This window comes from Leptospira perolatii (assembly GCF_002811875.1).
GTDB lineage: Bacteria > Spirochaetota > Leptospiria > Leptospirales > Leptospiraceae > Leptospira_B > Leptospira_B perolatii.
Genome location: NZ_NPDZ01000001.1, coordinates 426,982 through 448,063 on the forward strand (window position 1 = coordinate 426,982; position 21,082 = coordinate 448,063).

Here is a 21,082-nt window from a genome sequence, read left to right on the forward strand (position 1 = left end):
AAGCGCACTAAACTTTTTTTGAAGCATAAATCTGAAACTATGCCATAAACCTTTTCCTTCCAACCAGGAATTCATTTTGCAACTTTTACATTTTCAGAATACATCTCTTCTATTAAGTGCGAATATTTCTCCGAAATTACGTGCCGTCTAACAGAGAGTTTGGCGGTCAATTCGTCCCCAGGCTCAAAAGCTTTTGGAAGAATGCGGAAGTCTACGATTCTTTCAAAATTCTTAAATCCGTTTTGAGCGGAGATTTTCTGCTTAATTTCTTCGCGAATTTTTTGGATGCACCTCTCTTCTTCGAACTCACTAGAAAAGCCAAATCCGTTCTTATAAGAAGGGAAAAGTTCTCGGTTCGGTACGATCAGTGCGCAAAGATATTTTCTGTCTTGCCCGGCGATCATACACTGTTCGATTAAAGGGGATTGCAAAAGCAGGTTTTCGATCGGAACAGGTTCTACGTTTTCGCCCCCAGTTAATACGATCGTTTCCTTGGTTCTACCCACAATTTTCAAACAACCGTTGTAGGTGATCATTCCTAAGTCACCAGTATTAAACCATCCGTCTCTCAAAACCTTCGAAGTGGATTCCAAATCTTTAAAGTATCCTTTCATGATTTGGTCGCCTTTTACATGGATTTCTCCTTTTAAGCTGACTCCTTCTGTTTCTTCTTTTTCGGTTGTATACAGGATTTCTCCCGAGATGGGATCTACTATTCTAAGTTGCGTGTTTGGATAAAGTGGGCCAACAGTACCTAGCACTAGTTTATCAAAAGTTCTTACTGCCAAAATCGGAGAAGTCTCCGTCAAACCGTATCCTTCGAGTACCGGGATTCCGATATTGTTGAAAAATTGGTCTACATGAAAGGGAAGTGCTCCTCCCCCCGAGCAAGTTGCTACCAACTTGCCTCCAGTTGCGGACCGAATCTTTCTCAGTACTATAAAATCTAAGACTAGATAGAAAGGAAACACCAAGAGCAATTCCAAGAATTTGAGTAGCCCTATAAAAAATGAGCTGATCGAGTTCCGATTTTTCAGGTCCAACTCCTGGAATCGTAACCAACGCACAGAGGAACTCTTTATAGAACTCAAGGTCAAGGCGGAGCGGAATAGTGCCCGCTTGATTAAAGAGGATTTTGCTACGGTGTTTAATATTCCCTGATAAACGCTTTCCCAAATTCTTGGGGCAGAGGCCATAAAGGTGGGTTTTACTTTTCTAAGATCCTCTTTTATGTTCCTCACGGACGAATAATACGTACAGGCCCCGAAATACATCGAGACCATTTCAAAGATCCTTTCAAAGATATGCCAGATCGGAAGAATGGAAACAACCCTTTCTTTTGCTTTCAGGGCGATAGGCAAATTGTGAATTTGTGAAAGAGCATTTTTGTGAGTAAGCATTACTCCCTTCGGTTTGCCTGTCGTTCCCGAAGTATAAATGAGCGTGAACAAATCTTCTTCGTCAATTTGCTCTATCCTTTTTTGAATTAATTCGCCTTGGGATTCTAGGAGCCCGTAGCCCTCTTGAATAAGATCCCAGAGCCTAAGTTCCTTTCCTGTACCCTGGGCTGTAAGATCCATAAGAACTACGTTTGTGACGTTTTCCAAGGATTCCGGATTTCTATAAACTTTTTCTAATACTTTATCATTTTCAACAAACAGAAATGTAGCTTCCGAATGAGGTAGAATATAGTTAATATCATTATCTGTGAGATCAGTGCCGCGAGGCACGTCAGCAGCACCGCAAAGAATGACCGCCATATCCGTAAGCATCCATTCTAAACGATTGTCTGCAAAAACCGCGACACGATCTTTTGGTTGCAGTCCCAGTTTTGCAAGACTTGCCGCTAGAGCGATCGAGTCTCGATAAAGTCGATTGTACGAAATCGTTTCGAAATCGCCGTTATCATTTCTGGTTGCGAAAGCAGGATACTCACCATATTTTTCCGCGCAATATTTGAACAAATCAGCCAGTGTCCTCATACACTCCTCCTTGCATTTGCAAGATGATAGTATATGAGTTTAGAAAGGATCGTTCGACCGGGGAGATAGTTTGAAACGTGCGTAGTTATAACTTGCTACGCAAAGTGGGGGGAAGTTCCCTTTTTTCGTTTTCTATATTCTGAAGGAGTAATTCCGGTGAATTTACGAAAAGCTTGATTGAAAGAGGACTTTGAATTGAAACCAGAGGCATGAGCGATAGAAAGTATGGATCTGTTTGGATCCTCCAATAAAAAGCTTTCGGCTTCCTTGACTCTCCAAGAGTTAATATAATCTGAAAAGTTGGTCTGAAGGACCATATTTAGAAATTCGGATAGTTGGTGCGTACTGATTTCTAAATCCTGGGCCAGGGACGGGAGAGTCAGATCTTCGTCGGTAAAAGCTTTTTCCTTTTGCATCAGCAGAGATAGTTTCTCACTCAATTCAGAAGGATCCAAGCCTCCTAGACGAGATTTCGCGTACTTGGTTTCACGAATTTTCTTTCCGATTCCGATCAACAAGCCAGGGAATCTTTGGGAAATGATATAAGATTTTACTAATAAAATTGGGAGACCGTAAGCGCTGAGTAAAACCAGTAAGGGTTTTTGGAGAATAAAGCCGGCTAAACCGAGGGAAATCAGGAAAAAAGTCAAAGCGACAAAGCGAAGGAACCATCTTCGTCTAATTTCATCTTTCTTGCCGGCTTCTTTTCTAAAAAGCACATGTAAAGCTGGCCACAAGACTGGCAATAAATAGACTAGTATTAGAACCTTGGGCAATAGAATTAGAAAACTTAGAATCATCGAATACGGATCGTTCTTGCCCAAATAGATCTTAAAAAGAATTCCGAGTTCGGATTGCCGATCCATAATCCAATACGGCAAAAACAGCAAAAAGCAAATGAAGGCTGGTAGAAAATGCAAGGCTTCCAAGCTGAAAGAAGACTCTTCCTCCATTAGTACATTCTTATAATATAAAAAGAGTGCAGGTCCGATCGAACAAGCAAAGGGCAAGTGTACCCCGAGAAAAATCGGCACAGAGCGAAGAACTTCCGAAAACGAAATCGCACCTGCAAATTGCCAAATCGCCGTGCAAAAGAGAATAAACGAAACCCAGTATTTATCTTTGGATTTGGAAGGCTCCGCCAAAGAGCCTAAAGACCAAACAAGGGTAAAAAATCCCCCGGAGAAAAGATAAAGCAAAGGAAACAATTGGATGGTTTCCATAAAGTCCTATTATCCAACCCAATACGGATTTGGATTCAACTAAATTTTGAATAAGCCCGAGATTGGACAAAATCACAAAGATTGGACTTTGGTTCTTTTGGTCCTAAGGAAAAATGTTAGGAAAAGATGGGAGAAAAAAGGGGAAAAAGAAGGAACTCCCTCTTTTGTAAGAGGGAGTAGGAGATTAGGTTCTAGTAATATTAGAAATTGATCGCGAACGATTGATCGATCGCTACGCCGTTTACGGTCCCAGAGAAATTCACACTGATCCCGCCGTTTGCACTGATCGGAGGAGTTCCAGGAGTACCAGTTAACACTTGCATGCTGGATTGGAATCCGTAGGTCACATTTTCCAACGTAACTAATTTTGCAGTTCCTGCGACACCGTTTTCGTACTCTTGGATCATCAATCCAGCGGGAGAATTTACAGTAGCCGTGAACGAAGAATTCGCACTTAAAGAAGTTCCTGTGCTTTCACTGGAGTAGGTTCTGTTATGAGTCACGTGAGCAGTTCCGGATTGAAAAACGCTATATTTGTAAAAGACATCTAAGAAGCGGGAAAAAGAATCTTTGAATGCTTCACAAGTAAATGCGCCGCTCGTGTCCGGCGGGTTTTTTGCAACGATGATGTATTCTAACCAATCTGTGTAGAATGCTCCAAAGCCTGCAAAGGTTACGTCGGCGGCAAAGGCGCTAGATCCGGAAAAAGAAGAGCCAGAACCAGAACCGGTGAAAGTAAGTGTTCCATTGGCGAAGGTTGCAGTTCCAGTTGGAATACCTGGATCCGCAGTTACATAATTCACGGAGCAAGCTCCCAGAAACGGCATGATTGCACCTATATCAATGTTCTGTACTTGAATCCCAACACCGGTAACACTTCCATCAAAAGTAAAATTAGGGTAGGTGGTAGAGTGAGTATTAATTGCTGTGAGTTGGACTTCACTCTTTTTATCTTTGTGTAAGTTTGCAATTGCAATCGCGGATTCTCTAGCAACAACCGGGTCCAATCCGTTTTCAAAGACTTGAGCGATGAGTTCTTGTTCGATGGACTGAGCTCCCAAAGCAACCATGCCACCGTTATTTTGAGCTCCATTCGAAGCCGAAACTGCACCGTTCACAGATGCGCTGGCTGATTTTTGTTCCGGACTTAATTGGACATTTTGGCCCAAGAGGGAAAGAACTGCTAAATTATGCGCAGCCTTCTCCTTTTCGCTCTTACATACCGTTACGAGACCTAGTAAAGCGATCATAACGGCAACATTCGTCAGTTTTCTCATTTTCCTCTCCCAGTGAATCGAAAGCTTCACTCAGAATTCTCTAGCTATTATAAATGGAAAAAAATTTCCAAGCAAGTTGGCAAGCCTATTCCGATACGGTAATTTTCTGCTCTTTTCCGGAACGAAATATGGTTAGAACTATATCTTCTTTAACATTCTTGGAGGACATGATTCTAAAAAAATCGCCCGCAAACCGAATTTTTTCTTCATCTACTGCTACAATAAAATCGTATCTTTGGAGACCTGCCCTTTCGGCAGGACTTCCTTTTTCCGTTGAACTAACGATCACTCCAAAGGGGCTGGGTAGTTTTAACTTATTTACTAAGAAAGGAGTAGTGATCGGGATTTCTATAATTCCGCGTTGTACTTTTTGCTTATCGGCCAGCACGCCCAAATCAGATTCGACAAAGGCTGATAATTTCCCGGCTGGAATCGCAAATCCGGGTCCGATGCCGGCGAGCCCTGTCGGAGTGTAAGTAAACCTTTGGACTCCGATCAGAGTTCCTTCCAAGTCCAGAATGGGACCGCCAGACATTCCGGGAAGTACAGACTGACTAAGTTGTACAAAACCTTGGAGTGGTTTCGCAGGGTCTACATTCGCTCTCTGAGGAAAAGAAATTAGCCCGAATGTAACTGAGTCCGGGAGTCCATAGGATGCACCGATTGCAAGATAGATCGTGCCGTGCTTTCCAGTGTATATTTTGGGGATTGCCAGAAATGGAACCGACTCAGAATCAATTTGCACTTCTAAAAGGGCCAAATCCAACTCCTTGTCCTCTTTGATCACAATAGCTTTCCATTTCTTTGTAGTCTTCCCCTGCTGCACAATTACCTCTCTTCTGCCTTGGATTACATGCTGGCAGGTGAGAAGGTTTCCTCGTCTGTTAATAAAAAAACCGGAGCCGATCGCTTTAGAAGTTTCAGTGCTGCCTTTGGGGAAGATACTCGCAGTTGCGGGAAGCTGGGCTTCGAATAAGGAAATCAATCTGCTCTGCAAATGAAGAGAAATCAGTAGGCTCTCTTCATTGAGATTCTCGATCTGAGTTTTATCTGAGCACTGTAAGGAAAAGAAAGCTAGTAGAAAGGAAAGGTAGAGCGATTTAATTTTCTGCATTGGCCGATTTTGAGGGGAAGTCTGTTCTATAAAAAGCTCGTTCCAGTGTAAATCAAGATCTGTAGGAGCTCCTACAGTCCGAAGACAGAGCAAAAATCCTTGTAGAAATTGAGAAAGTCTGGTATTGGGGTCCTTCGGTTTGCCCGCCACCATCCCCCCACCCAGGCCCGGGTGGGGCCCGCGAAAACCGAAAGGAATCCAGAATCCAGGCAATACCCAATAAATTAGCAGTTCCAAGCCGAAACTGCTTCAGATTCCCTTGAAATTCTTGACTTTTTTTGGCTTTTTTGGGAAACTTGTGGGGAGCTTTAGCACTCTAACCATCAGAGTGCCAGGAATCAATGGAATGGAACTGTCCCAAAGACACAGGATGATATTGAAAGCATTGATCGATGAATTTATCGATGAGAACCGTCCTGTGGGATCAAAGACCTTATTCGATAAACACGATATAGGTCTCTCACCCGCTTCAATTCGTGCTGTATTAAAGGATCTGGAAGATATGGGCTTTCTTGCTTCCAGGCATACTTCTGGAGGAAGGATACCTACCGAGCAAGGATACCGCTTCTACGTAGATTCTCTGTTAGTTGTCTATGAACTGACTTTGAAAGAGAAACAGCGGATCCAGGAAGAATACCTGAAAATGCAATTCAGACTGGATCAGATCCTGAAGGCGACTGCGAGTGTATTGGCAAGTTTATCTAACACAGCAGGGATTGTGATCGGACCCGCAAAAAGTCTGGATACTTTAAAGCATGTGGAATTGATCCATGTTCATGGAGACGAAGTTCTTATGATCATGGTGATGAGGTCAGGAGCTGTCGTTCACAGGAATGTCTTTTTAGATAGAAACTATTCTCAAGAAGAGCTCTATCAAATATCAAAATATTTGAATGAGAATGCAAAAGGTTACGATATGTTCGAGATTCAGGAATCGGTTATTCCTAAACTCTTGAACAAGAAAGATGGTCCAGAAGATTTTTATAAAGTATCAGATGTCATCGCTGCTGCAATGACTCCGGATAATTCGGAAGTGAGCTTGTATATCGATGGATTAAAAAACCTTTATGGTCGTTTTCGAGACGAAGAAAAGCAGCTGAACCAAGTTCTCTCCTTGCTCGACGATAAGAGATTGTTAAGAGAATTCTTCGGAGAGCATATCGATCACGAAGGTGTCATCACCGTGATCGGCAAGGAAGGAGACGGTCTAATGGACGGTGTCGCAATTATTACTTCAAACTATCGGATGGGTGAAAAGCGAATCGGAACGATGGGAATCATCGGACCTCAGAGGATGGATTATAATCGAGCATTGCCGCTTGTAGATTTTACCTCTAAGCTTGTCTCTGAAATGATCACCAGGATAAGTAGATAGATAATAGTCAGGAAATTAGCGAGGAAAAGAGAAGGAAATGAATCAAGAAGAAACCGTAGCAAGTGCCGACAACAATCTAGAATCGGAAAAAGCAAACGGAAAGGAGGAATCTCTAGAAGAAAAGCTTTCTAAAGAATTAGAAGCTTCGAAAAAAGAAATCGAATCTTTGAAAGATTCATGGGCTCGCGAAAGAGCGGAATTCCAAAATTATAAAAGGAGATCCGCGCAGGAGTTCGCTCATGTAAAAAGAGAAGCGATTAAATCGATTGTTGCGAATTTCCTAACTCCGATAGACAATCTTGAGAGAGTTGAGGCGACGACCAATGTTACCGACGAGTTAAAACCCTTTGTTGAGGGAGTCGGTATGATTCTAAAGGAATTTTACTCCGTGTTGGAGAGAGCAAGCGTGTACAGATTTCAACCGGTTGGGCTCCCTTTTGACCCTACTACGATGGAAGCGATTTCATCTGAAGAGGGCGAAAAGTACAAAGAAGAGACCGTGGTGGAAGTGTATCAGGCTGGTTATTTGATTAAGGAAAACGATGAAACGTTTTCTCTGCGTCCTGCAAGAGTTCGAGTAGGAAGACCAAAAGCAGGAAACTGAACAACAGGAAATTTTAATAAGGGAACAAATAAAGGAGAACCAATATGGCAAAAGAAAAAATCATCGGAATCGACCTTGGTACGACGAACTCAGTTGTTGCCGTTATGGAAGGTGGAGATCCGGTTGTAATCCAGAATTCGGAAGGATCTAGAACGACCCCGTCGATCGTTGCCTTTACGGCAAAGGGAGAAACCCTTGTCGGCCAATTCGCGAAGAATCAGGCAATTACAAACGCAGTAAATACAGTGCGTTCTGCGAAAAGATTCATCGGTCGCAGGTTCAACGAAGTTGAATCCGAAATGAAGCACGTTTCCTATAAAGTGATCCGTGCCGGAAACGATGGGCTGAAATTCGAAACTGCTGCAGGAGAATTTACTCCTCAGGAAATTTCTGCTCGAATCTTGCAAAAGATGAAACAAACCGCAGAAGATTACTTAGGTCACAAGGTTACCAAAGCGGTGATCACTGTTCCGGCTTACTTCAACGACGATCAGCGCCAAGCAACAAAGGATGCAGGACGTATCGCCGGATTGGAAGTGGAAAGGATCATCAATGAGCCGACGGCTGCAGCTCTTGCTTATGGTTTTGATAAGAAAAAAACCAATGCGAAGATTGCGGTTTACGACCTCGGTGGTGGAACGTTCGACATTTCAATTTTGGAATTAGGGGACGGGGTATTCGAAGTAAAATCTACCAATGGTGATACTCACTTGGGTGGAGATGATTTTGATATGGTCATCATGGAATGGATGATCGAAGAATTCAAAAAGCAGTACGGAATCGATATCTCTCACGATAAAAATACAGTTCAGCGTCTTAAGGAAGCTGCGGAAAAAGCAAAAATCGAATTGTCCGGAACGATGTCTACTCAGATCAATCTTCCGTTCATCACTGCAGATGCAAGCGGTCCGAAGCACTTGGATATGAATCTGACTAGAGCAAAATTTGATCAGTTGACACGTAGCCTGGTCGAAAGAACTCGCATTCCTTGTGAGAACGCTCTTAGAGATGCAGGATTAAAAAATTCTGAAGTAGACGAAGTGATTCTTGTTGGTGGTTCTACTCGGATCCCAGCTGTGCAAGAATTAGTGCGTCAAATTTTTGGAAAAGAGCCTAACCGTTCAGTCAACCCAGACGAAGTAGTCGCAGTTGGTGCAGCTATCCAAGGCGGCGTCTTGGCCGGAGAAGTATCGGATGTATTATTGCTCGATGTAACTCCTCTTTCTTTGGGAATTGAGACTCTCGGCGGTGTTTTAACCCGATTGATCGAAAGGAATACTACGATACCGACTAAAAAGTCTCAGGTATTCTCTACGGCTGCTGATAATCAGAATGCGGTCTCCATCCATGTTCTTCAAGGAGAACGCGAGATGGCAAAGGACAACCGTACATTAGGAAAATTTGATCTAATCGGAATTCCGCCAGCACCGAGAGGAGTACCTCAAATCGAGGTAACCTTCGATATCGATGCGAACGGGATCGTTCACGTTTCTGCAAAAGACCTTGGAACCGGAAAAGAGCAAAAGATCCGAATCGAATCTTCTTCTGGATTATCCGAGGACGAGATCAAGAGAATGGTCAAGGACGCAGAAGCTCATGCCGCTGCGGACAAATCACTTCGAGAATTGGTGGAAGCTAAGAACGAACTGGATACGATCACATACGCTCTTGAAAAGGCAGTCTCAGAAGCCGGGGACAAAATCAGCGAAAGCGAGAAACAACTTGCAACTGACGAAGTAAAAAGAGCAAGAGAGGCGATCGAGTCGGGAGACCTGGGTAGAATCAAAGCTGCGAAAGAAACAGTTTCTAAATTTTCCTCAGAGATTGCTTCCAAGATCTATTCCCAAAGTGGTAATGAGTCTGCAGGAGCTTCCCAAAACGGAGCAGCGGGTGAAGGAGCGAAATCTCAGGAAACCAGCGAATCCGGCGAAAAGGTCGTGGACGCAGACTATACTGTAGTGGACGATGAGAAAAAGTAAGTAACCGATGAGTGAAGCAAATTACTATGATATTCTAGGCGTTTCCAAAAGCGCAAGCGATGATGAAATCAAAGCTGCGTATCGGAAGCTGGCGATAAAATATCACCCGGATAAGAATAAGGGTGATAAGGCAGCGGAAGAAAAATTCAAGGAAGCTACGGAAGCATACGAAGTTCTTCGGGACCCTAAAAAGCGTCAGGCCTACGACCAGTTTGGTAAAGCTGGAGTTGGGGCCGGCGCTCAAGGCGGATTCGGAGCCGGTGCTTACACGGACTTTTCTGATATTTTTGGAGATTTCGGAGATATCTTTGGTGATTTCTTCGGAGGTGGTCGCTTTCAAGGCGGTCGTAGATCGGGACCTCAAAGAGGTTCCGACTTGCGCTATAACCTAGAGGTATCTCTAGAAGATGCCGCCCTCGGGAGAGAATTTAAGATTGATATTCCGAGATTGGAAACTTGCGTGGAATGTTCCGGGAGCGGAGCGGCTAAAGGAAGTACACCCGTGACCTGCCCTGACTGCGGTGGAAGCGGACAAATACGTAGGTCCCAAGGATTTTTCTCAGTAGCAACTACATGCGGTACTTGTAATGGAAAAGGTACTGTGATTTCGAACCCTTGCCGTTCTTGTCATGGAAAAGGATTGGTAGAGAAACGCAGAACTATAAATATTAAGATTCCTGCAGGTATCGAATCTGGCAGTCGCTTAAAAGTTTCTGGGGAAGGAGAAGCCGGACCAAACGGCGGCCCTCACGGAGATTTGTATGTTGTTACACATATTAAAAAACACGAACTCTTTGAGAGACAGGCAAACGATCTTATACTAAGCAAAAAAATCAGCTTATCTCTGGCAATTTTGGGAGGGGAGATCGAGGTTCCTACAATTGACGGTAAGAAAGTAAAAATGAAAATTCCGGAAGGAACAGAATCCGGACAAGTGTTCCGTTTAAAAGGACATGGAATTCCGTACTTGGGCGGTTATGGAAAGGGAGACCAGCACGTAATCGTAAGAGTGGAAATACCGAAGAGATTGTCTCGTCGTCAAAGAGAATTAATCGAAGAGTTTGCAAGAGAGTCCGGGGAAAACTTGCACGGACCTAAGAGCAAAATCTTCTCAAACAAATAACTTACACTAGGATAAAGGAAACTGAATGTCCGATAGAGTTAAGATCGGTGTCATTGGCACCGGACATATGGGCCAGTATCATGTGAACGTCGCTAAGATGCTTTCCGACGCCGTTTTGGTCGGAATCTACGATGCAGATAAAGAAAGAGCAAAACAAATGGCGGAGAAGCACAAAACCTCCGCTTTTTCTTCCATAGAGGAACTGCTTGCAAAGGTCGACGCTGTAATCGTCGCGGCTCCGACTTTCTTGCACCACGAAATCGCTAAAAAAGCGTTGCTTGCAAAAAAACACGTTCTAGTCGAAAAGCCGATCGCTGAAAATTTGGAGCAAGCAAAGGAACTGGTCGATCTCTCTTCCAAGAATGACCTGGTTCTGTTAGTCGGACATGTGGAAAGGTTTAATGGAGCAGTCCTTGAATTGGGAAATATTGCAGACAAACCTCTTCTTATTGAATCAAGGCGTCTAGCTCCTTTCAATCCCAGGATTAAAGATGTTGGCGTAGTCCTAGATATGATGATTCATGATATTGATATCGTGTTGAATCTCGTAAAGTCTCCCGTCAAATATCTGACCGCAGTTGGAGCGAAAGTAATGTCCGATCATGAAGATATCGCATCGGTCGTAATGCATTTCGAAAATGGGACGATTGCAAATATTTCTGCAAGCCGTTGCACGCAGTCTAAGATTCGTACATTAAATATTACTCAAAAAGATGTATATATTACATTAGATTTTACGGACCAAGAAATTGAGCTACATAGACAGGCTACTTCTGATATTCTTCTCATGACTGGAGAAATCAAATATAGACAAGAGTCGATCGTGGAAAAGATCTTCGTTCATAAAGATAATCCACTTAAGCAAGAGCACGAACATTTTGTGAAATGTATTCGGAAAGAAACGGAACCTATGGTATACGGCCAGTCTGATCTACAGACTTTGGAAATTGCGCATCGGATTCTGAAGGAAATCCATAATAACTAAAGAAAGTATGGAAAAGACTTACGGTGGAAAAGTTCTAATTTCTAATTCTTCGATAGTGACAGACTATTTCAATCGGACCGTTATCTTGATGGTCGAGCATGATCAAAATGGCGCCTTTGGTGTTGTTCTGAACAAAAAAATGGAAGTCTCTCTAAACGATGTAATTCAAGGAATCCCAGAAACCGTAGATGGTTCTATGCCGATCTATTCGGGTGGGCCTGTAGATCCGACGTTCGTCTCTATTTTGCACGATAATCCAAAGTTGAAACAACCTGGTATCGAGGTCATTCCAGGAGTTTACTTAGCTAGAAGTTTCGAAGCATTAGTAGAATTGTTGGAGTTCCCCACTAAGTCGAAATTCAATGTGTACCAAGGATATTCAGGATGGGGAGCAGATCAGTTAGAGGGAGAAATGGAGCGGAAATCCTGGGTTGTACACGAACCTAAAGCAGAATGGATTTTTACGGATGATCCTGAAACCACCTGGCAAGAGGCTCTAAAAAGCAAAGGTGGTTTATACAAGTATTTTGTGGAGCATACAAAAGATCCAATGCTGAACTAGCCCTATGTTCCAGAATTTAGCCGGCTTCGAAATATTCACAGGTATGATCGCACCGGCGGTTCTAATTTCCGCCACTGCAAGTCTTATTTTTTCCACAGCAAATCGACTGGGTCGAATTTTCGATCGAGTGAATCTCTTAAAAGCAGAAGTAGAAGCCGTACTCGAAGGCCGACTTTCCTTTCCTCAGGAAAGAAGAGAATATCTCAAGAACCAGTTAGCAATACAAGAGAAAAGGGCAGTCTTAATTCAACGGTCTATGGCTTTTCTCTACTTATCCACTTGCTTGTTTATCACTTCGAGTTTGACATTTGCGCTTACTATCGCTCTTGTTCGAGAGATTGCTTGGGTAGCGACCGCCATCGCCATGTTAGGTGGCATTTTCATGTTATCTGCAAGTGCTCTTCTCTTGTATGAAAGTCGCTATAATCTTAAATTTATTAAGGGACAAATTGATTTCACAGTTTATCTAGAGAAACAGTCTCATCCAAAAAATAGCAAAAGTTAAAATCGGATCAAAATCCCGATCCATTGAGCTCTCGAAGCCCATTGATTTAACTTTAGTCAATTTGCACATTTTGCATTTCCTTCAAGACTAAAATCGTCCGCCCTAGATTGTGTATCTTGCACCAAGCTTACAGGTGTTAGGCGTGCGATTACATTTATACCCCGGTCTGATAAGAGAAGGATCGAAGATTTGCCGAGTATGCCTAAAACGACAAAAACTTTGAATGACCAAACTGTTGGATTATCATTTATTAGTTGGGGTGCTAGATGATTTGGGACAGATTGCAAATGTTTTAGGCTTGCCTTGCGTTTGCAAAAGAGTTCCATATTAAATGAAAAAAAATAAGTTTTTTTAAGTTTTTATAATATAAAAAAACGAAAATAACTAAAACCAAAAATGTCCTAGCTTGGTCTTTAAGTGATAACAATTTTATCAATCGCTGTGGCTGGATATTTTCCTTGAACGCAATAAGAAGTCTTAGTTATAGGTTTAATTCAGAACGCGGAAAAAGTAATCAAATACAAATTAACTTTAGGGTTGTTCCAAGGGTATGAACCAAATAGATCAATTTTATATCGAATCATTAAGCGCGGCTGTTCTTTCTATTGCTCCGGTTCCAAAAGAGCAGATGATCAAGGCCGCGAAAATATTTGAGTTCCGTCGTTTGCGTCCAGGAGAGTTTTTAGTAAGACAAGGCGAACCCGCATCTGAATTTGCGTTTATTATTTCGGGAGTTGTGAAGGAATTTTACACGACCGAAAAGGGTGCTGCATTTATAAAAACGTTTTGTATACCAGGGGAGTTTACTGGTTCTTACTTTGACCTCCTGTCTAAACAGCCTTCCACGGCAAGCATAGAAGCGGTTAACGCCTGTGAGTTGGCAGTCGCCAAATTTGTAGACTATTTTGCTTTATTTGATGAGCATCCTGCTTGGGAAAGAGTCGGCCGAAAAGTAGCTGAATCATTATTTATAAAAAAGGCAAAGAGAGAATACGAATTACTTGCGCTGTCTCCTCCGGAAAGATATTTACTTTTCAAAAAAAATCTTCCGCAAGTGGAGAAGCTTGTCCCAGACTACATGATCGCTTCTTATCTTGGGATAACTCCTGTGGCTTTGAGCAGAATTAGAACGCGGTTAAAGGGAGAAGGAAAAATTTCTTGAAAAAAATTTTCGAATTAACCTGAGTTAATGACTTTACTTTCAAAATTTCTTAAGTTTGATGCATGGTGCAAATGAAAGCTTCGAATAACGTAGAAATCAGAAGAGAAGTAATCTCAGGGAATCCAATCCATTACAGATCGGCAGGAAAGGACGGAGACCCCTGCATAGTTTGTCTTCACGCGATTGGTCACAGCTCCGAGGATTATAATTTTCTCCTAAATAACCCTCCTGCAGGTTTCAAAGTAATTGCAATTGATTTTCCTGGTAACGGAAAATCTCCTCTTGGAGAGCAAAGTGTATCTTCCGAATCGTATTATAGATTATTAAAGGAGTTTTTGCTTAGATCCGAGATTCGGAATCCGGTCGTACTTGGAAATTCAATAGGTGGCGCGGTGGCAGTCCGGTTAGGCGCCGATCCAGAAATAAAGCCGAGAGCTGTAGTATTAATGGATCCTGGTGGTCTTGACAAAGGAGGCGGGGGACTATTCAACAAACTCGTCTGTAAAATGATGGTTTCCTTTTTCCATGCCGGAACAAGAAAAAGGAAATGGTTTCGCTCTGCATTTCATGCTTATTACAAACTTGTGTTACCTTCCAAACAGGCAGAAGCAGCAAGAAATGAAATTGTTCGGAATGCTTACGAGATCGCTCCAGTCTTAGAGAAAGCTTGGGACTCTTTTTGGAGAGATTCCGAGGATCTGAGGCCGCTAATTGCTCAGATCGATTGTCCTGTGCTCTTTTGTTGGGCGACTCGAGATCGCTTCATTCAGCTTGGTAGAAATATACAAGCGATTCGAAAATTCAAAAATCATAAACTGATTAAATACAAAATTGGCCATACGCCGATGCTAGAGTGTCCAGACCGTTTTGAAAAAGACCTGAAATCGTTTTTAGAGCAAAATCTGGAAAAGAACAAAGAAGGACAGCTAACGTTCTCGCGCTAAGAAAGCGCTATTGTTACAAATACCCCGAATTGCCCAAATCCTAGATTGCTTTGAGGATTTACGCAATTCGGGGCTTTCCTCGGAAACCAGAACATGGTGAACAAAAAAGAATGACACGTCAGTCAGTTTGTTTTTTCTGATCAAATAGAGGGTTTTAGGCCCTTCCTGGCTATGTTTAGGAAGCGCGCTTGCCCGTATTTGAAAGCTCAAAATTATCGGGCTTTTGAATATTAGAAATAATTAAATTGATTTGATAAAATGAAACGAAGGTTGGCTATTTCGCTTTTACTCTTGATTGAAATATTTCTAAGTCAGTGTAACCGCGCAAAAAAGATCGAGTTGGATCTTTCTAAACCACTGGGTGCTCTTGCTTCAGGAGATTTTTTCGGGGATCATGTTCCGAGAGTGGGGGCAGAGATCATAGCAGTAGGTTCTAATTGCTCTAGTTTTTCTAGTATAGATGGAAAGGGTTGGACGGGCCATGAAGGATCGACGACTCTTTTTTCGGAATGTAATACCGGTGCCGTTCTGTATGATATTAAATTTGGGAACGGACTCTGGGTAGCTGTGGGAGGAGATTCTGCGCCGAGCTCGATAGCTGGAGAAGGGTGTGGAATTTGGACAAGTCCGGACGGTTTGACTTGGACAAGGCGTTCTTGCCCGAGAAACGAATCGGGAGGGGTCAGTACTTTAAAGAGCATATCTGTTGGCAATGAGAACGGCAAAACTCGCTTTTGGGCAGTCGGCAGAAGCTATTTGCAGTCGGAGAGAAATTATACTTACCTAATATACTCTAATGATGGGGTAACTTGGTTTCACCAGCAAGCCTTTGAATCGAATTCTTATCCGTCCTGTAACCTTCATTTTTATAAAGATCATTTTTACTGCATGGATGGAAACTATAGCAGAATTCATAGAAGCCTCAGTTTTTCGGATACTCATTGGAGCGGTTCATTGATTTCGACCCCGGGCTCCTTTTATGAGAATTCAATTGAAAATTTAGGATTCTTAAAAACAGATCCAAGCGGCCGACTTTTAGCGTTTGGAAACGCGGACCCAGATAGGGCTCATACTATAAATGCCGGGATTTCCATTTTTAATGAGTCCGACTCTTCTTGGACCACACATTTTTCCAATATTGAAAGCGCTCAGTTCGGGGTGGCTTTGAGCCCGGAAAGGTTTGTAATCGCTAGTCAGAATTGCAGAATCGATTATTCCGAAGATGGTGGGAATACGTGGGTCGGAGGACCTTCCCAGAGAATGTCGTTTTGCACGACATATCCTTCGCACTGGACTCATTTAGAATATCACGAATATCTAAAATTGTTTGTGACCTTGGGCTTTCGAGAAACGGCAGATGGAGGCCCTGGTCTTTCCACGTTATTTTCAATTTCGGATAGCGGGCTTCCGGAGGATTGGACAATTGCCGATTCTTGGTTCTCGGAGGCATCGACCGAAGTAAAATCAATCGGGGTAAAGCCTTTGTGAAACAACCAAATGCTTGCAGGTGGGGGCCACCTAACGCAAAAAATGCGCAAAAAAGGGGAGGTAAAATTGTTGTTCCTATCCAGGATAGCTATATTCCATGAAATTAAGCCTTATTTCCTTTCTTATCTTTGCATCGGTAAGTTGTAACAAAGCTACAGCGCTAAATCTCGATTCCTCCAAATCTCCAATTGGATTATTACTGGATTCCGCGCTCGCAAGTGCCGGCATAGATCAGACGGTAATTGCTGAGGCCAATAACATTGTCGGACTGTCCGCAAATCAGCTGGACTACGGTGGATGGTACAACGCATCCCCAATCAAAGTAATGCGCTGCAGCCACGGCCAAGATCTTGCTGATCCGAATTGCGCAGGAAGCGTTACAAAGGTAGAATTTTGCACAGTAAATGATCACTCTTGCAATGGAGGGGATTCGTCTCACCAAGTGCAAACAGGTCCACTCTTTAAGGTATGCGACGATTTGAATAAAAGAAACAACGGAATAGGATTCGGTGGAACGAATACTTGGAGAGTTCCTACTTGTCGCGATTTTAGTTCAGCCGGAAATGACTGCGAATTGTTTATTTTTTATCAGTATTTTCTTTTACACCAGAGCCAATTTCCAAATACAGAAGAGGACTTGTATTGGTCAGCGGAGCCTTCTTCGTTTCCCGATATGGCATATGCAATCTCCTTTTCTACAACCACTCCGACACCTTACGCTACCACCACACCTAAGTTAAATAAGGAATCCGTGCGCTGTGTTTCGGGAGGAAGCTTATCTCATCACTAAGATAAGCTCAGATATACGAATTGAAAAAGAGCTCTTCGGATCCTTTGGAGATCGCAGAGTTCTGTTGCTCTTTTCATACTTCAAACTCAACAATCTTAAACATTCGATTTTCAGACTTCTTTTAGATAGAGGGCTGGGCTCCTATCCCATTCTTTTCGCAAGGTCAAAAAGTGTACGGTGAGCACCGCAAGACTTGTGGCAAGATAGGTCAGCAGTATTTCCATCCAAGGAACCGTTGGCTCTATCTCAAAAAGAATTCGCGCCGTAAGATTGGAGGAAATCCAAGCGAGCAAAATCGCTAGAAGAAAAGAAGTATGAGATAATATAAACGATTCTCCCAGAAAGTATTTTCGTAGGAACTCCTTCGTGGCGCCAAGAATTCTTAATAGAGATGTTTCTTCTAATCTCTCCTTTCTTCCCAATTCCAAAGAGGCTAGAATCAGGAGCAACGAGGAGCAAACGATCAATCCGGTCATCCAGCGAATTGCAAAGGAGACCTTTTCCAGGATTCTCATAAAGGACTGAATTGCCTTTTCCGTATCTATAATGGTTAAGTTAGGAAATTCAGAGACTAATTCTCTTTGTAACAGATAGCGAGTTTCCGAGGATTCAATCCGAAGTGAGCTTAGATAAACCTTCGGGGCTTTTTCTAAGATTCCTTTGGAAAATATCACCACGAAGTTTGGCCTCATATCGGACCAATTTACGCTCCGAAAGTTTCGAATGATTCCGTTGACCTCGACTCCTCCCACAGAGAAAGTTAACGTATCTCCGAGTTCGACTTTTAGATATTTTGAAAATTCTTTTTCCACAGAGATTTGGTCCTCTTCTCCTTTTCTCCAAAAGTCACCGTCGGTGACTTTCTCCGTAGGAAATGGATTCTCTCGATAGGAAAGAAAGTATTCTCTTGTTCTTGCAGTGGACCTCCAATCCCTTCTGAGAGCCGAGGATTCGGTATCTTCTTTTTTAACGGTTTGGCCATTGATCTTTGCCAAACGAGCTCCGATCACTGGTGCAGTTAGTACTTTCTCGGCGCGATATTTTCCCGCGCTTTGCAAAAAGAATTCCAATTGTTCCGGCCGAATATCCATCACAAAAAGGTTCGGCCTCCTCTCCGTATCTTTTGCTCCACTGTATTCTAAAAGACTATCGCTTATGAATACGCTTAATAAAAGCACAAACAAAGAGGAGCCGAGACCGATAATGACCCAAGAGAGACCGGTGCCCGGTCGATTGAGTTTTCGCAGAGCCATCCTAGCGCTAGGAGTAAAGTTGAACCTAAGCAAAGCAAAGGATAACGCTCTCCTCACAACTATCACGCCTAAATAGATTACGAGCGGCAGCAGAATCAAGATGCTACACAATAGAAACGACTTGATCCAATCCTGTGTCTCCCAAAATGCTAACGCCCAAAAAAGAACGTAAACGATCACAAAAGAAAGTACTCTCCGAAGTCGCAATCTGGGAATCGTTTCGAGTTGTTCCGAAAAATCAGAGCGAAGTGCATACAAAGGGCTTAGATTTTTCGTTCTAGAAAGAGAATCCCAAGCGGAAGCAAGTGGGACCACCCAGGCTAGGAAAAATCCCCAAAGTAGAGTTTTAAAACCCGGAACCAGAGATGGTTCAAATAGAAATTCTTTTCCTGCCAAATTTGGAATTCTGGACTGTACAAAAATTCCAAGAACAAATCCGAGTAAAGCGCCGATTGTGGATAAGACTAGCAGCTCACCTAGTACTAAGGAGAGAATCATGTTTGGGGAAGCGCCCAAGCATTTGTAGATCGCGATTGCATTTGCCTTCGCTCTCAGTCCTGCTTGGCTGGAGAGCAGGATCGAAATTCCACCAAGGAAAAGAGAACAGAGCGCCAATAAAGTAAAGAAATCTAATGTATTTGTTAAGAACTTCTGAGAGCCTGAATTTGCTTCAGTACTTTCGTACAGAATGAAGTCCATCTTTGCAAATTCTTTAAAGTGTGTTGCTTTGAACTCGGACTCATTTATCGTTTCTGGCAATAAAATAGGAACTTGGTAGCTAATCCGAGAACCCCTTTGCTCTAGGCCTGTACTTGCTAAGGAATCTTTATGAAGAATGCAGCTCGGCGCCATGGAAAGAAAGTTTCCAACTAGTCCTGGCTCCTTAGTGACTACACCGATCACCTTTAGTCTACTTTCTCCAAGCTGAACCAAACTGCCGATTCTTAGCTTTAGGTTCTTTACCAGACTTTGATCTAGCAGAACTTCTCCAGGCCTTAGTTTGCGATACAATCCAGGAGGTTCGGTTTCGATTTCTCCGAAATACGGATATTCTCCTTTCATTGCTTTGGCTAAAACTAGGCTAGTATCTTCCGAATCCGGATTTCGGAGCATGGAAGGGAACTGAATGAGTTCAGAAGATTTTGTCCCATTAGGGAGTATTTTGCGTAAAAATGCATTCTGCTGGGAGGAAATAGGTGCAGGGCTCGTAGCTACTAGGTTCGCGCCAAGGATATTTTTGGCTTCTCTTAAGATTGCTTTAGATAACTGATCTCGATACGAATGAACCGCTAATACTGCTCCTGTTCCTATAGCAACGGCTAATATTACCTGCAGAGAGGAGGTCTTTCTAGAGCCGATTTCGCGAAAAATATTTCGAAGAAAAAAAGAAAGGCTCATTTGTATTTCCTGGGTGAGTTTTTCTTCTTACTTTTCGGCTTCGCCTTCGCTCTTGTTTGGAATACTTCTCCATCTCTCATTTCCAGAATTCGATCCGCGATTGCGGCGACATTCGGATCATGGGTTACTACGAGAAGAGTGGAGCCGTGCTTGAGATTTAGTTCTCTTAACAATGACATAACATTGTCTCCATTTCTTTTGTCCAAGTTTGCAGTCGGTTCGTCCGCAAATAAAATTCTAGGAGAGTGTATGAAGGATCTTGCGATTGCGATTCTCTGTTCTTCTCCGCCTGAGAGCTGGCTCGGAAAGTTCATCGCCCTATGTTGCATAGAAACTTTTGATAACCAATGCGTTGCCTTGTCTCTAATTTCTTTTTCAGATAGGTTCGTGGTCAGGGCCAACGGTAATGATACGTTTTCTAATGCATTCAATGTTTTGATGAGTTGAAAATTCTGAAATATGAAGCCGATCTTTTCTCCTCTAATTTTTGCGAGCTCGTCCTCTGGCTTTTCGAGCAAAGATACTCCGTCTAGAATTACGTTTCCTGAATCTGCTTTGTCTAATCCTGCGGAGACAGAGAGTAAAGTTGACTTGCCGGATCCAGAAGGACCGACGATCGCTACGAATTCTCCTTCGTTTACGGTAAAACTTACCTCTTTTAGTACATTAAATTTTTCTCCAGCAACTTTGTACGACTTGTTTAACTTTGATACGGATAGCAAAATGTTACCTTCCTCGGTTTGGACTGACCTAAACTCGGCACTTGATGTGAAATTTATTTCCACGCAAAAAATTTTCTTTGGAAAAAACTATTCCAACATACATGTCACATGGAATTTTTTTTCAAAATTTTTACCGGCATTTTCAACTCAGACGCTCCTAATTTTTTTTGACTCTAGAATCGGTCGAATTTATAAAGTAACTCTCGACCTGCGGAGGGTCGACTCCGAAAAGGGCAAAGGGTTCGGACTTATTGACACTCCGTAAATAAAAACAACATCGATGGAAATATCTCGGAGCAAGATGCAATTATTAACAGTGACTGATTTAAATAAAGAAGAGGCGGAAGGTGAAACTGCATCGGAAAATTTACTTACTTGTAAAGGATGCGGTGTAGATACGGCACAATTATTCCAGTACGATCTATGTCGCGACTGCTTGAATGTGGCATTTAAGAGACTCATCAAGGTGATCGACTCAGTTAGAAAGTAACTTTCCTTTCCAAATATTCCTTCTTTCGCCAGAGCTACAAGATTTTAGGTGGCGAAGTTTCCTCGAGGCCGGCTTCCATCCGGCTTTTGTTGTTTTTGGACCGAAT

18 protein-coding genes are annotated in these 21,082 nt (G+C 42.6%); 12 read left to right on the plus strand and 6 right to left on the minus strand.

The genetic code is table 11. The annotated features are described in order from the left end of the window. Nucleotides 1-71 precede the first annotated feature (71 nt). The 4 genes from CH373_RS01975 to CH373_RS01990 form a co-directional block, all read right to left on the minus strand. Nucleotides 72-1,982, minus strand: coding sequence for an AMP-dependent synthetase/ligase (locus CH373_RS01975; RefSeq protein WP_100712237.1), 1,911 nt, complete (start codon nucleotides 1,980-1,982; stop codon nucleotides 72-74). 95 nt (nucleotides 1,983-2,077) lie between these two features. Next, a complete protein-coding gene (locus CH373_RS01980; RefSeq protein WP_100712238.1) occupies nucleotides 2,078-3,205 on the minus strand; it encodes an AraC family transcriptional regulator in 1,128 nt (375 codons plus the stop codon). Between the two features lie 200 nt (nucleotides 3,206-3,405). Further along, the gene (locus CH373_RS01985) at nucleotides 3,406-4,482 is read right to left on the minus strand and encodes a hypothetical protein (protein WP_125169851.1); all 1,077 of its coding nucleotides are present in this window, start codon (nucleotides 4,480-4,482) and stop codon (nucleotides 3,406-3,408) included. 85 nt (nucleotides 4,483-4,567) lie between these two features. Beyond that, nucleotides 4,568-5,833 carry a S1C family serine protease gene (locus CH373_RS01990; protein ID WP_100734054.1) on the minus strand — a complete coding sequence of 422 codons (1,266 nt, stop codon included), beginning with the start codon at nucleotides 5,831-5,833 and terminating at the stop codon, nucleotides 4,568-4,570. 109 nt (nucleotides 5,834-5,942) lie between these two features. On the opposite strand from CH373_RS01990, the gene hrcA reads away from it, so the two are divergent. The 11 genes from hrcA (at nucleotide 5,943) to CH373_RS02045 (ending at nucleotide 17,113) form a co-directional block, all read left to right on the plus strand. Further along, on the plus strand, nucleotides 5,943-6,971 hold the full coding sequence (hrcA, locus tag CH373_RS01995) for a heat-inducible transcriptional repressor HrcA (protein WP_100712572.1): 1,029 nt from the start codon (nucleotides 5,943-5,945) through the stop codon (nucleotides 6,969-6,971). Nucleotides 6,972-7,008: 37 nt separating this feature from the next. After that, a complete protein-coding gene (gene grpE, locus CH373_RS02000; protein WP_100712241.1) occupies nucleotides 7,009-7,575 on the plus strand; it encodes a nucleotide exchange factor GrpE in 567 nt (188 codons plus the stop codon). Between the two features lie 44 nt (nucleotides 7,576-7,619). Continuing rightward, the gene (gene dnaK / locus CH373_RS02005) at nucleotides 7,620-9,554 is read left to right on the plus strand and encodes a molecular chaperone DnaK (RefSeq protein WP_100712242.1); all 1,935 of its coding nucleotides are present in this window, start codon (nucleotides 7,620-7,622) and stop codon (nucleotides 9,552-9,554) included. 7 nt (nucleotides 9,555-9,561) lie between these two features. Then, nucleotides 9,562-10,677 carry a molecular chaperone DnaJ gene (gene dnaJ / locus CH373_RS02010; RefSeq protein ID WP_100712243.1) on the plus strand — a complete coding sequence of 372 codons (1,116 nt, stop codon included), beginning with the start codon at nucleotides 9,562-9,564 and terminating at the stop codon, nucleotides 10,675-10,677. Between the two features lie 25 nt (nucleotides 10,678-10,702). Next, entirely contained in the window at nucleotides 10,703-11,662 is a 960-nt protein-coding gene (locus CH373_RS02015; RefSeq protein ID WP_100712244.1) for a Gfo/Idh/MocA family protein, read from the plus strand. A 7-nt stretch (nucleotides 11,663-11,669) separates the two neighbouring features. After that, nucleotides 11,670-12,224: a YqgE/AlgH family protein gene (locus CH373_RS02020; protein ID WP_100712245.1), complete on the plus strand. Its 555-nt coding sequence runs from the start codon at nucleotides 11,670-11,672 to the stop codon at nucleotides 12,222-12,224. Nucleotides 12,225-12,228: 4 nt separating this feature from the next. After that, nucleotides 12,229-12,729, plus strand: coding sequence for a DUF2721 domain-containing protein (locus CH373_RS02025; RefSeq protein ID WP_100712246.1), 501 nt, complete (start codon nucleotides 12,229-12,231; stop codon nucleotides 12,727-12,729). A 550-nt stretch (nucleotides 12,730-13,279) separates the two neighbouring features. Continuing rightward, nucleotides 13,280-13,891, plus strand: coding sequence for a Crp/Fnr family transcriptional regulator (locus CH373_RS02030; protein ID WP_100712247.1), 612 nt, complete (start codon nucleotides 13,280-13,282; stop codon nucleotides 13,889-13,891). A gap of 71 nt (nucleotides 13,892-13,962) precedes the next feature. Then, nucleotides 13,963-14,835, plus strand: coding sequence for an alpha/beta fold hydrolase (locus CH373_RS02035; protein WP_165778760.1), 873 nt, complete (start codon nucleotides 13,963-13,965; stop codon nucleotides 14,833-14,835). A 258-nt stretch (nucleotides 14,836-15,093) separates the two neighbouring features. After that, on the plus strand, nucleotides 15,094-16,323 hold the full coding sequence (locus CH373_RS02040) for a hypothetical protein (RefSeq protein ID WP_100712249.1): 1,230 nt from the start codon (nucleotides 15,094-15,096) through the stop codon (nucleotides 16,321-16,323). Nucleotides 16,324-16,420: 97 nt separating this feature from the next. Beyond that, complete coding sequence (locus CH373_RS02045) at nucleotides 16,421-17,113, plus strand: Lcl domain-containing protein (RefSeq protein ID WP_100712250.1); 693 nt, start codon at nucleotides 16,421-16,423, stop codon at nucleotides 17,111-17,113. Nucleotides 17,114-17,223: 110 nt separating this feature from the next. Here the strand turns inward: CH373_RS02045 and CH373_RS02050 are convergent, their stop codons facing one another. Together CH373_RS02050 and CH373_RS02055 are read right to left on the minus strand one after the other, a co-directional pair. Continuing rightward, a complete protein-coding gene (locus CH373_RS02050) occupies nucleotides 17,224-19,764 on the minus strand; it encodes an ABC transporter permease (RefSeq protein ID WP_100712251.1) in 2,541 nt (846 codons plus the stop codon). Then, nucleotides 19,761-20,486, minus strand: a complete 726-nt coding sequence (locus CH373_RS02055; RefSeq protein ID WP_100712252.1) for an ABC transporter ATP-binding protein — start codon at nucleotides 20,484-20,486, stop codon at nucleotides 19,761-19,763. The genes CH373_RS02050 and CH373_RS02055 overlap by 4 nt, the downstream gene beginning before the upstream one ends. A gap of 301 nt (nucleotides 20,487-20,787) precedes the next feature. Between CH373_RS02055 and CH373_RS02065 the strand changes: the two genes are divergently transcribed. Continuing rightward, nucleotides 20,788-20,976: a hypothetical protein gene (locus CH373_RS02065; protein WP_100712254.1), complete on the plus strand. Its 189-nt coding sequence runs from the start codon at nucleotides 20,788-20,790 to the stop codon at nucleotides 20,974-20,976. Nucleotides 20,977-21,082: the final 106 nt, after the last annotated feature.